This window comes from Polaromonas sp. P4_H1 (assembly GCF_056400945.1).
The window spans coordinates 217,743-228,953 of record NZ_JBFUKG010000009.1 but is presented as its reverse complement, the minus strand read 5'-3'; the positions used below and the strand labels follow the sequence as shown (position 1 = coordinate 228,953).

General features: G+C 62.7%; 10 protein-coding genes. 7 read left to right on the top strand and 3 right to left on the bottom strand.

Annotation, left to right across the window (positions count from 1 at the left end; translation table 11 throughout):
* Nucleotides 1-287: 287 nt before the first annotated feature.
* On the top strand, nt 288-911 hold the full coding sequence (locus AC1DS5_RS13855; RefSeq protein ID WP_477718840.1) for a peroxidase-related enzyme: 624 nt from the start codon (nt 288-290) through the stop codon (nt 909-911).
* A gap of 22 nt (nt 912-933) precedes the next feature.
* Here AC1DS5_RS13855 and AC1DS5_RS13850 read toward each other — a convergent pair whose 3' ends face one another.
* Genes AC1DS5_RS13850 through AC1DS5_RS13840 form a run of 3 tightly spaced genes read right to left on the bottom strand, consistent with a single transcriptional unit; the run spans nt 934 to nt 3,084 of the window.
* Nucleotides 934-1,356, bottom strand: coding sequence for an acyl-CoA thioesterase (locus tag AC1DS5_RS13850; RefSeq protein WP_477718839.1), 423 nt, complete (start codon nt 1,354-1,356; stop codon nt 934-936).
* Nucleotides 1,357-1,388: 32 nt separating this feature from the next.
* Complete coding sequence (locus AC1DS5_RS13845) at nt 1,389-2,291, bottom strand: DMT family transporter (RefSeq protein ID WP_477718838.1); 903 nt, start codon at nt 2,289-2,291, stop codon at nt 1,389-1,391.
* A gap of 10 nt (nt 2,292-2,301) precedes the next feature.
* Nucleotides 2,302-3,084 (bottom strand): SDR family oxidoreductase, encoded by a 783-nt coding sequence (locus tag AC1DS5_RS13840; RefSeq protein WP_477718837.1) that lies wholly within the window; start codon nt 3,082-3,084, stop codon nt 2,302-2,304.
* A 112-nt stretch (nt 3,085-3,196) separates the two neighbouring features.
* On the opposite strand from AC1DS5_RS13840, the gene AC1DS5_RS13835 reads away from it, so the two are divergent.
* The 6 genes from AC1DS5_RS13835 to AC1DS5_RS13810 all read left to right on the top strand — a co-directional run bounded on the left by AC1DS5_RS13835 (nt 3,197) and on the right by AC1DS5_RS13810 (nt 11,205).
* Nucleotides 3,197-4,882, top strand: a complete 1,686-nt coding sequence (locus AC1DS5_RS13835) for an electron transfer flavoprotein-ubiquinone oxidoreductase (protein WP_477718836.1) — start codon at nt 3,197-3,199, stop codon at nt 4,880-4,882.
* 699 nt (nt 4,883-5,581) lie between these two features.
* Nucleotides 5,582-6,724, top strand: coding sequence for a UDP-glucose 4-epimerase GalE (galE, locus tag AC1DS5_RS13830; protein ID WP_477718835.1), 1,143 nt, complete (start codon nt 5,582-5,584; stop codon nt 6,722-6,724).
* 160 nt (nt 6,725-6,884) lie between these two features.
* On the top strand, nt 6,885-7,211 hold the full coding sequence (locus AC1DS5_RS13825) for a hypothetical protein (RefSeq protein WP_477718834.1): 327 nt from the start codon (nt 6,885-6,887) through the stop codon (nt 7,209-7,211).
* The gene (locus AC1DS5_RS13820) at nt 7,211-8,734 is read left to right on the top strand and encodes a lipopolysaccharide biosynthesis protein (protein ID WP_477718833.1); all 1,524 of its coding nucleotides are present in this window, start codon (nt 7,211-7,213) and stop codon (nt 8,732-8,734) included. The genes AC1DS5_RS13825 and AC1DS5_RS13820 overlap by 1 nt, the downstream gene beginning before the upstream one ends.
* 12 nt (nt 8,735-8,746) lie before the next feature.
* On the top strand, nt 8,747-10,231 hold the full coding sequence (locus AC1DS5_RS13815) for an O-antigen ligase family protein (RefSeq protein WP_477718832.1): 1,485 nt from the start codon (nt 8,747-8,749) through the stop codon (nt 10,229-10,231).
* Entirely contained in the window at nt 10,228-11,205 is a 978-nt protein-coding gene (locus AC1DS5_RS13810) for a glycosyltransferase family 2 protein (protein WP_477718831.1), read from the top strand. Before AC1DS5_RS13815 ends, AC1DS5_RS13810 begins: the two co-directional genes overlap by 4 nt.
* Nucleotides 11,206-11,211 lie beyond the last annotated feature (6 nt).

The window sequence follows — 11,211 nt, the reverse complement described above, 5'->3', positions numbered from 1 at the left end:
TGCAAATGCGAATGGGGTGAAAACAGCGCCAATCAAGGCGCGCGACGACGCCCAGACCGGGCGTCTGGGCTAGGAGCGCAACGCAGAGTGGCGCTGTTTTCACCCCATTCCCTTCGGGTTGCGATCAAAAAGGCCCTGCGCGGCGTTGCAAAGCCTTGGCGGGGTCTACCCCGCCTGCGTTTTGCGCCTTGCTCATGGCCTTTTTGACTCGCAACGCATCTTGCATAAATAGCGTTCACAGGCCCTAGTGCGGTGTTGCCGTTTTAACCCGGATCAAGGACAAGTTCATGACAAAACCCGCTATCCCGACTGCCACGCCCCGTTACCCTGCGCCAGAACTGAAAAACCTGCCCGAAGACATCAAGGCCAAGGTGCTGGAGGTGCAGGAAAAAGCCGGCTTTGTGCCCAACGTGTTTCTGGCGCTGGCCCGGCGGCCCGCCGAGTGGCGCGCTTTCTTCGCCTACCACGACGCGCTGATGCTGAAAGAGGAAGGTTCCAACCCCACGGGCTCGCTGACCAAGGGCGAGCGCGAGATGATCGTGACGACGACCAGCGCGGCCAACCACTGCCTGTACTGCGTGGTGGCGCACGGCGCCATCCTGCGCATTTATGAAAAGAAACCTTTGGTCGCCGACCAGGTGGCGGTGAACTACCGCAAGGCCGACATTACGCCGCGCCAGCGCGCCATGCTCGACTTTGCGATGAAGGTGTGCCTGAGTTCCGACGAGATGGAAGACAGCGACTTTAAAGCCCTGCATGCCCATGGTTTCGACGATGAGGACGCCTGGGACATCGCCGCCATCACGGCATTTTTTGGCTTGTCAAACCGCATGGCAAATTTCAGCGGCATGCAACCCAACCCGGAGTTCTACCTGATGGGCCGCGTTCCCAAATCCGCCAAACCAACCTGAACGCGCCGCGGTTAACGAAAATTCAGCCCTCAACCGCCTGACGCATCCAGTCCGGCAGGGTTTTAGCCTTCTGCGCGGGAAAGTCCACCCAGATCGTGGTGGCACCGCCCGCGGCGCAAATCACGCCCGGATCGTCCACACGTTCCAGGGTGGCCCAGGTTTCGAAGGTGGTACGGCCCGGATCGCTCACATACATTTTGATCAGCACATCGCCCGGGTATTCGAGCTGCTTGTAGAAATTGCAGAAAGCATTGACGATCACCGGGCCCTCGCCTTGCGGATCAGGTTGACAGCCAATGGCGTACATCCAGTCGATGCGTACGGTTTCCAGGTAGCGGAAATAAGTGGTGTTATTGAGGTGGCCCATCGCATCCATGTCGCCCCAGCGGATCGGGATGCGCATTTCATGCACCAGCTTTTTCTTCTCGGGAATTTCAATTTTCATGTTGGGAATTTTGGAAAATTTGGAAAAGTGATTCAGCGGTGAGCCCGGATGGAGGCAAGAATGCCCAGCGTGAACAGCACGCAGGCGATGAACTGTGCCGCTGTGGGCCAACGGCCATCCCAGGCAAAAGAATACAGCAGGGCAAAAATGGTTTCACTGACGATGAGTTGACCGCACAGGCTGGCGCTGAGCCGCTGGCTGGCGATGTTCCAGAAAATGGTGGCCAGCCAGGTAGAGCCAAACCCGGCCACCACGCACAGGAGGACAAACAGGGTGCGGTCGTCGCGCGCCATCAGCACCGCCGCATCAGAGCCTGCCACCAGCCACATCAGCACCGCGCCCAGGCCGGTGGCCACGCCCAGCCAGTTGGCCCAATCGGTGGCATTGACCTCGGGATGCCGCTTGAGCCATGCGGAATTGACAATGGCGAACACCGTCCAGCACACCAGCGAGGCGGTCACCAGAACAACGCCGCGCCAAAAATGCATGGACGCTTGACCACCCGCCTCGTGCGTGGAACCCATCATGAGCAGCAGGCCCGCCAGCGTGAGTGCCAGCCCGGGCACCAGCGATGACCAGCGCAGGCCGTGTGGTTTGCCGAGCAGCATGACCCATAAAGGAATGGTGCCGATGACCAGCGTAGGCACCTCGGTGCCGGCATCGCGAATGGCCAGCACCAGCAGCAGGTAGTAGGCACTGAAACCCAGCACGCTCATGGCCAGGGCGGCCCAGGCCTGGCGCACGGTGGGCAGGCGCCGGCTGCGCCGGCCCAGCAGCATCACCGCGGCGGCCACCACGCCATATGCCGCAAAACGCCCGGCCGTCAGGTCCACCGACGAGTAGGCACCGGGGCCCACGGGCAACATGCGCGGCACCACAAACACCAACCCCCACAGCGCGCCCGCAAGGAGGCCGGCCAAAATGCCGCCCGTCATTCGCGAGTGCTCAGGTCGCAAAACCGTCATCTGCCGCGATCACCGCACCGTTGACAAAATGGCTTTCCCGGCTGGCCAGCATCACCAGCAGCGCGTCCAGGTCTTCCGGCTTGCCGATGCGCTTGCGCGGCAGCATCTGCACCAGCTTCTTGCCCTGCTCGGTTTCCCAGTGGTGATGGTTGATTTCGGTATCGATATAGCCCGGGCAAATGGCATTGACGTTGATACCGAACTTGCCCCACTCCAGCGCCATGGCCTTGGTCATCTGCACCACCGCGGCCTTGCTCATGCAGTACACGCCGATCTGCGGCAGCACGCGCAGCCCGGCCATGGACGCGATGTTGATGATGCGCCCGCCGCCATAGGTGCCCGGGGCCTCTCCCCTGGCCCGGGCGAGCATGCGCTTGCCAACCTCCTGCGCAACAAAGAACGCACCCTTGACATTGGTGTTGAAGATGAAGTCATAGTCTTCCTCGTCCACATCCTGCAGTCGCTGCGTGGTGCTGACGCCGGAGTTGTTGACGAGGATGTCGATGGGGCCTACCTCGGTCTCGGCATGGGCCACGCCGGCCTTGATGCTGGCGTGATCCATCACATCGAGCGACACCACATGCGCATCACCGCCGTCAGCCTCAATTTGTGCGCGCAACTCCTTGAGCCTGTCCAGGCTGCGGCTTGCCAGCACCACGGCGGCGCCGGCGCGGCTCAGGGTTTTGGCAAACTGCGCACCCAGACCGCCGGAAGCGCCGGTGACCAGCGCGACACGTCCTGAAAGATCGATGCTGTAGGCCATTAGGGGCTCCTCTCGATTAAAAGTGAACGATCGTCCGGGCGCCTGAATTCACGACTTAAAATTGCCGCGGTACAGGCAACGATCATCCAAATCATTATCAGCGAGTCCCCCGATGAATACCCAAGAAATTCTGGCGCAGTTTGGTCCCCGTGAAGCGATGGAATATGACGTTGTCGTTGTAGGGGGCGGCCCGGGCGGGCTGGCTACTGCGATCCGCCTGAAACAGCTGGCGGCCGAAAAGGGTACAGACATTTCCGTCGTCGTCCTCGAGAAAGGTTCCGAGCCCGGCGCGCACATTCTTTCGGGCGCCGTGATGGATCCCAGGGCCATCACGGAACTGATTCCCGAATGGAAGGCGCTGGGCGCACCATTGAGTCAGCCGGTCACGGGTGACGAAGTCCTGTTCCTCAGCGAAACAGGCGCAACCCGGACGCCGTCCTTTCTCGTGCCCGACTGCATGCACAACGAAGGCAACTACGTCATCAGCCTGGGCAATGTGGTGCGCTGGCTGGCGCAGCAGGCCGAGAACATCGGCGTGGAAATTTTCCCGGGCTTCGCGGCCGCCGAAGTGCTGTACAACGAGGACGGCTCGGTGAAGGGAGTCGCCACCGGCAACCTCGGTATTGGCAAGGATGGCGAGCCGACAGACAACTTCCAGCTGGGAATGGAGTTGCATGGCAAGTACACCGTGTTTGCCGAAGGCGCGCGCGGCCACCTGGGCCGCCAGCTGATCAGCCGCTTCAAGCTGGACGAAGGCAAGGACCCGCAGGCCTATGCGCTGGGCGTGAAGGAACTGTGGGAGATTGATCCGGCCAAACACAAACCCGGCCTGGTCATTCACACCGCCGGCTGGCCCATGGACAGCAAGACCTATGGCGGCGGCTTCATGTACCACCTGGAGGACAACAAGGTCACACTGGGCCTGGTCACCGGCCTCGATTACACCAACCCCTACCTCAGCCCGTTTGAGGAAATGCAGCGCTGGAAAACGCACCCCAGCATCAGGCAATACCTGGAAGGCGGCAAACGCATCGGCTACGGTGCGCGTGCCATCACGGCCGGTGGCGCATTGAGCCTGCCCAAAACGGTGTTCCCTGGCGGCGCGCTGGTGGGCTGTGAAGCGGGTTACCTCAATGCCGCGCGCATCAAGGGCAGCCACGCGGCGATCAAGAGCGGCATGCTGGCCGCGGAGGCCGCCTATGCTGCCGTGACATCGGGCCGCCAGCACGACGAGCTGGGCGCCTACCCCGAAGCCTATGCCAACAGCTGGCTGGCGCAGGAGCTGGGTCAGTCGCGCAACTTCAAGGCGTGGTTCAAGAAGGGCTTGTACATGGGATCCTTCATGACCGGCATCGAGCAGTGGCTGCTGCCCAGGCTGGGCATCAAGAGCCCGCCCTGGACGATTCACCGCACCCAGCCCGATTACGCCATGCTCAAGCCGGCCGCAGAGTGCCAGCCCATCGTCTACCCCAAACCCGACAACAAGATCACCTTTGACCGCCTGACGTCGGTCTTTGTGTCCAACACCAACCACGAAGAGCACCAGCCGGCGCACCTGACGCTCAAGGATGCGAGCGTGCCGGTCAACATCAACCTGGCCCAATACGCCGGCCCCGAAAGCCGCTATTGCCCGGCCGGTGTGTACGAGTTCGTGAAAAACACCGACAACACGGACCGCCTGCAGATCAATGCGCAGAACTGCGTGCATTGCAAGACCTGCGACATCAAGGATCCGACGCAAAACATTGTCTGGGTTACACCCGAAGGCGGCGGCGGACCCAACTACAGCGGCATGTAAGCGCGCCCTGCGCCTTGGGGCGCAGCTCCCGTCATGGCATGGCTCGGGTCATGCATGCAGGCCGGCGTCCCGTCAGGAACGGCTTTTACCCATCCACACGAGCCGGCTGCGCCAATGCCTTGCTGCCGGCGCCCGCCCGTGCGCCCCTCATGGGCCGCATGGCAAACCAAAGCCGAAGCAGCTTCCCAGGCAGCTTCGGTGTCAAAAAATCTTTGTTACTTTCTGTGGCCTCAGTCAGGCTGCACACCCCCGCTTCCTCCTCTCATCTTTCCGCGTAATACGGTAATGCGGTAACGCGTCATGGCCTGCCCAGGCCGGCATGACTGCGTGAAGGCCCATACACGGCCTTCCCTGTTGTCGTCTGTCGTCGTCTGTTGTCGTTCATGGACATGAGAAAACGATTGGACACACGATTGGACACGCTTTCGCGGGAACACCGTGAAATCAGGTGCCGTCCGACGCACCGAGTCGGACAGCACCGACATGGCTTGCGTTTCCGATGGGGATACTCAAAGCGATTGGGAGATGGCGCTGCTGCTGTTGCTCGCTGCCGCCAAACGTTGCGCCTCGCAGCTGTTCGCAGCACCAAGCATCAGCGCGTGTCGCCGTTTCATTGCTTCGCCGGAACTGCAAGGTTTTGCGTCCGGTGCGTGCGACTTGCTCCGACCGATGAATCCACCGGCTTGCCGGCTACCTGGAATGATTTTGAAAAAAAACAACACCCCCAACAACACCAACACCAACACCACCCCCATCCTGTTGACCGGGGGTGCCGGCTATATCGGCAGTCATACCTTTGCAGCCCTGATTGATGCGGGCTACAAACCCGTCATTCTCGACAACTTCTCCAACAGCCATCCGGCAGTACTGGACAGGCTGCAAAAACTGACGGGACAACGCGTCATACGCGAGCGGGGTGATGTCCTGAATCCAGGTTTTGTGGCGGAGGTACTGCGTCACTACGCGTGTGAGGCAGTCATTCACCTTGCGGGTGTCAAAGCGGTCGGTGAAAGTGTTCAGCAGCCGCTCAAGTACTACAGCGACAACGTTGGTGGTCTGATGAGTCTGCTGCAAGCCATGGAAACAACTGGCTGCCGCTCCGTGGTTTTTTCCTCCAGCGCCACGGTGTATGGCGATCCGGCCAGTGTTCCCATCCATGAGCAGTTCCCGTGTGCGCCCGAGAGTCCCTATGCCCAGACCAAGCTGATGTGTGAAAACATCCTGGCCTCCCTGCGCGCGGCCGATCCGGCCTGGCGCGTCGGCGTGCTGCGCTACTTCAACCCGGTGGGCGCACACCCCAGCGGCCTGATCGGCGAAAACCCTCGCGGGATTCCCAACAACCTGATGCCCTATATAACCCAGGTAGCCGTCGGCAAGCGTGCCAGCCTGCAGGTGTTTGGCAATGACTACCCCACACCCGACGGGACCGGTGTGCGCGACTATCTGCATGTGATGGATCTGGCCGAGGGCCATGTGGCCGCCGTGCATTCGCTGCTGACGCGTCCCCAGAGTTTTACGCTCAATCTTGGCACCGGCAAGGGGATCAGCGTACTGGAGGTAGTGAGCGCGTTTGAGCACGCGAGCGGCCGGCGCATTCCCCATGAATTCGCGCCGCGCCGGTCAGGTGACGTGGCCCAGTATTACGCGGATGTGTCGCTGGCCGATGCCGTACTGGGCTGGCGCGCAACGCGCACGATCGACGACATGTGCCGAGACGCATGGCGCTGGCAGCAAACCAATCCCGATGGTTACGAGGCAGGCCCGACAGGCCCGGATGCGCCCCCACGGCCACGCCTGCGCCGCAGGCCAAACGAGCCCCTGCGGCCCGCGGCGGTGACCTGAGCCGCTTCTCGCACCCCACGACCTCACGAGGCAGGCTCTCACGGCAAAAGTTCCCGTCCGCGTTCTCTCAGGCACAAACGCTCATGAGCCGATCGGACTATTGTCAATTGCTGCACTGCACAACAAACTTTCATAATTGCTTCTACAGGGAGAAAAGGTCATGTACCGCGCCTTGCTTACAGTCGTTTTAAACGCTTGCATTGCTTCCGCTTTCGCCGCCACCCCGGTGGGTTCCACCACCGACACCCTGACACGCGATGCCGCCGCGCGAGTCGCACGGCTGCGCGAAGCCCAAAACATCAAAGTCCAAAACATCAAAGTCAATACGAAACTTTCGGAAGGGCAGAGCCACAGCCCCCCACGGTCCTCCACCGTGCATGAATCAACCGCCGGGGATTCTCGAGAAAACCCCCATGCCACCCTGCTCATCACCCTGGTGTTGATGGGCGCTATTGCATTGCGGCGACGTGGCTCAGGAATGCCCTGATGAACACCGGCGGACTCGGCCGGCCCGGTGTCGCTGCGGTGAAATGGAGCGCAGTTTCCACCGTGGCCCGCTTTGCGCTGCAACTGGTGGCGCAGGTGGTGCTCGCCCGTACCCTGGGCCCGGACATCTTCGGCGTATTTGCCATCGGCATGGTGGTGCTGACTTTCGCCACCTTTTTTTCCGGCTTCGGCTTCAGCTGGAGCCTGCTGCAGCGGGAAACACTGGGCGACGAGGACATCCGCTTCGCATGGACCTGGCAATTGATGGTGGGTGCGCTGACCATGCTTGCCGTGTATTTTTTGGCACCCGTCCTGGCCAGCTACTTCAGGGAACCGCGCGCACAGGCCGTCGTTGAATGGCTCTCTATAGCCTGCCTGCTCACCGCAGCGGCTGCGCCGTCGAGCTACCTGCTGCAGCGCGACCTCAATTTCAAGGCCGTCGGTCTGGTTCAGGTGGGCAGCTATGCCGCAGGCTATGTCGCGGTAGGGGTGCCCATGGCCCTGCTGGGATGGGGCACCGCCTCGCTGGTGGCCGCGTGGCTGGTGCAGTCCGGCGTGCTGCTGGTGGCCAGCTATGCACTGAGGCCACATGCCGTGCGCCCGCTTTTCTGGTACGCCGACGCGGCCACGGCGGTGGGGACCGGCCGCGCCGTGTTTGCCACCAACATCGTCAACTGGCTGCTCAACAACCTTGACCGCGTACTGATAGGGCGCCTGCTCAATGCCCAGGCACTGGGTCTTTACAACGTGGCTTATAACCTGGCCACCATGCCGAACACCCTGCTGCTCGGCGCGCTGCAACCAGCGTTTCTGGCGGCCGGTGCACGGTTGCAAGACGACCTGCAAAGGCTTGGCCGGGCCTATCTTCAGATGCTGGCCACCATTTTTGTTTTGGGCCTTCCAGCCTTTGTGTTTCTCGCGCTCATTTCAGCGGATCTGGTGCGCCTGCTGTACGGCCCCCAGTGGAGCGAAGCAGCCTGGGTGCTGGCGATTTTGTTTTTGAGCATGCCGGCGTATGTGCTCTGGGGCCTGTCGACCCCCGTGCTCTGGAATACCGGGCGTAAGCACTATGAGTTTGCGCTGCAACTGCCGCTGGTAGGTTTGGGCGCACTGGGTTTTTACCTTTATGCCGGACAGGGCATCCATGCGGCTGCGGGCGTTGCTGCCGGGCTGCTGGTACTGCGTGCACTGGTCGTGGGCACGGCAGCTTTCCGGGCGGTACAGCTGCCGTGGACCGCCCTGCTGCCCCATGCTGCGCGCGGTCTGTTGCTCAGCGTCCTGTGCGCCGCGGCTGCGGTCGCGGGTCAGCGTGCCGTCGCGCAGTTTGACATGCCGTTGCTGTCACTGGCAGCCAGCACGCTGATGGCCTTGCTTGTCATGACCCTGCTCGTCGCCTTGCGTCCACAGGCGCTGGGTGATCAAACCGCCGGCATGCTCATCCGGTTCTTCCCGGGGCTGGCCAGCCACCTGGGTGCGGCGCCTGCATCACCGCTTCCCGAGCCCCTCGGCGAGCAACGCCTCTGAAATCGGCCCACCATGGAACAAGCCATCACCATTGCCATCCTCGTCACAGGTGCCGTCCTGGCGGCTCTGTCCGCGAGTGCGGGCATGGCGGGCGCCGTCCAGCTGACAACGCGCCAGTCCCACGGCTATATGCATGTGATTTTCTATGCCATGCTGCTGATGGTGGCACTGAGCAACCTGCTCTCCGGCCGCGACCTGTCTGTCCATGCGCTGAGCCTGACCGAGCCCGTCGCGCTGGTGCGCCACCCGCTGGTGCGCCTGGCACAGCCCTTGATGTCGCTGCTGCTGCTGACCATTGCAGGCGAGCGCATCGTCACCCGCTTCCTCAATCGCGGAAAAGCGGCGCCAGCACCACCGCTGATACTGGTGTCCTTCATTCTTTTCTGGGCCGCAACGGTGGCCGCCCCTGCGCTCCTGGGCGCGCACCCGCACCTGTCGCACGACTACGTCTACCCGCTGGTGATTGGGATTGCCGCCGTACTGGTCAGCGGCATGGAACGTGACCTTGCCTTGAGGGCGGCGCGCAACGCGCTGCTGCTGTTCCTGGCGGCCGGTCTGCTCCTGATTCCGCTAAAGCCCAGTCTGGTGCTGGACAATTCCTACACGCAGGGCTTTCTGCCGGGTGTGCCGCGCCTGGCCGGTCTCGCGGCCCATGCGGTGTCCCTGGGAATCCTGGCCCAACTTGGCTTGCTGTGCCTGCTCGCGCGCCCTTACCAGCACGTGTGGCTTAACCGGCTGGCGTGGGCCCTCGGGCTGGCGGTGCTGTTTCTGGCCCAGTCGAAGACCGCGTGGATTGCCTTTGTGGTCTGTTCGCTCTGCATCCTCCTCGTGCGACAGGGCCCGTCCTTCTGGCGCCGTGTGGGTGACCCCTTGCATCCCGAAGTGGGTGTCGTCTCCCTGCTGGTGTTCATGGCCGGGGTCTCGGCCCTCGCCCTGTTGTTGATGTTTGGTGAACTGGACGCCAGGCTCAGCAGCTTTTTTGCCAGCGCCGAGGGGGCCCAGCTCGCCTCCCTGACGGGACGGGACCAGATATGGGCGATCGCCTACGAGGAGTGGCGCCGCAACCCCGTGTTCGGTTACGGGCCCACCTTATGGGACGCCAGCTTCCGGGCCAGCATCGGCATGCCCAACGCGACGCACGCCCACAACCAGTTCATGGATACGCTGTCGCGCTCCGGCACGGTCGGGGCGACGGCCCTGGTGCTTTATGCGCTGATCCTGCTGGTGCTCTCGCTGCGCTATGCGCGCGCCAGCGGCGGGCTCACGCTGGCGCTGTTCGTGGCACTGGCCCTGCGCTCCATGAGCGAGGTCCCGCTGCTGCTGTTTGGCTATGGTGCCGAACTGGTGACCCATGTGCTGCTGCTGATGACGCTGGCGGCCGCCGCCAGCGAGGCCCGCATGGCCCGAATTACCAAAGCACAAACGGCGCGCAGCCGTGCGCATGCAGGTTTTGCCACCGCCAAAGACGGGTTGGCATCCGCCCGGGGCAGGCCATGAAATTCTCCATCGTCATACCGCTTTACAACAAGGCGCCTTACATCCGGAGCACACTTGATTCCGCACTGGCCCAGACCTTCACGGACTTCGAGGTCATTGTTGTCGACGACGGTTCCCGCGACGGCGGGGCCGATCTGGTCGCGGCGATCACCGATCCGCGCGTGCGGCTGGTGCGGCAGGCCAACGCCGGAGTGTCCGCGGCGCGCAACAAGGGCATAGAACTGGCGCGTGGCGAATGGGTGGCGTTTCTGGACGCCGATGACTGGCACCATCCCCGCTATCTGGCGACCTTGCTGCTGGCCCACCGGGCTTGTCCGGCGGCAGACATACTGGCGACCGATTTTGTGACGGTGCCCGACGGCGACGGCGACGGCATTTGGCCGCCGCGATGGTCAGTCCCGGAAGAAGCACCCGACGTGGAACTGATTACAGACCTGGCTTTGCGGTGGATGAACGGCCCGTCGCTCTTCACCAGCTCCATCGCCGTGCGGACCGCGCTGCTGCAGCGCATGCAGCCCTGCTTTGCACCCGGCGAGTCCCATGGGGAAGACCTGGATCTGTGGTTCCGCCTGGCCGAGCATTCACCAGTTGCACTGGCCCGGGCACCGCTGGCAGCCTACCGAACCGCGGTAGCGGGCAGCCTGACGGCGCACCACGCGGCGTTGACCATGCCCCCCTTCCTGCAACGCATGAAAGAACGCGCGCTGGGCGGCGCCATGCCCGAGGCCAGGCGCCAATCCGCGTTATGGCTGGTAGCCCAGCATGAAGTGACGCTGGCACGCCAGGCGCTCGCGTCGGGCAGGCGCCTCGAGGGCTTGCGCTGGCTCATTCAGGGCCGCCGTGCCGCCAGCACCAAACGCTGGTGGATGACCGCAGCCATGGCCTGTTTTTTCCCGGGACTGCTGGTCAGGAACTGGCAACTCTGGCGCATACGCCGTGCTGTCCGGGCGGTCGATGTCGCCGATGGAGGATAAGAAAAA

What these genes read in the sequence shown, in the direction of transcription:
- AC1DS5_RS13840 (WP_477718837.1), bottom strand. Translation starts at nt 3,084, where the DNA reads ATGGCCTACAGCATCGATCTTTCAGGACGTGTCGCGCTGGTCACCGGC.
- AC1DS5_RS13845 (WP_477718838.1), bottom strand. Translation starts at nt 2,291, where the DNA reads ATGACGGGCGGCATTTTGGCCGGCCTCCTTGCGGGCGCGCTGTGGGGG.
- galE (WP_477718835.1), top strand. Translation starts at nt 5,582, where the DNA reads ATGATTTTGAAAAAAAACAACACCCCCAACAACACCAACACCAACACC.
- AC1DS5_RS13820 (WP_477718833.1), top strand. Translation starts at nt 7,211, where the DNA reads ATGAACACCGGCGGACTCGGCCGGCCCGGTGTCGCTGCGGTGAAATGG.
- AC1DS5_RS13855 (WP_477718840.1), top strand. Translation starts at nt 288, where the DNA reads ATGACAAAACCCGCTATCCCGACTGCCACGCCCCGTTACCCTGCGCCA.
- AC1DS5_RS13810 (WP_477718831.1), top strand. Translation starts at nt 10,228, where the DNA reads ATGAAATTCTCCATCGTCATACCGCTTTACAACAAGGCGCCTTACATC.
- AC1DS5_RS13850 (WP_477718839.1), bottom strand. Translation starts at nt 1,356, where the DNA reads ATGAAAATTGAAATTCCCGAGAAGAAAAAGCTGGTGCATGAAATGCGC.
- AC1DS5_RS13835 (WP_477718836.1), top strand. Translation starts at nt 3,197, where the DNA reads ATGAATACCCAAGAAATTCTGGCGCAGTTTGGTCCCCGTGAAGCGATG.
- AC1DS5_RS13815 (WP_477718832.1), top strand. Translation starts at nt 8,747, where the DNA reads ATGGAACAAGCCATCACCATTGCCATCCTCGTCACAGGTGCCGTCCTG.
- AC1DS5_RS13825 (WP_477718834.1), top strand. Translation starts at nt 6,885, where the DNA reads ATGTACCGCGCCTTGCTTACAGTCGTTTTAAACGCTTGCATTGCTTCC.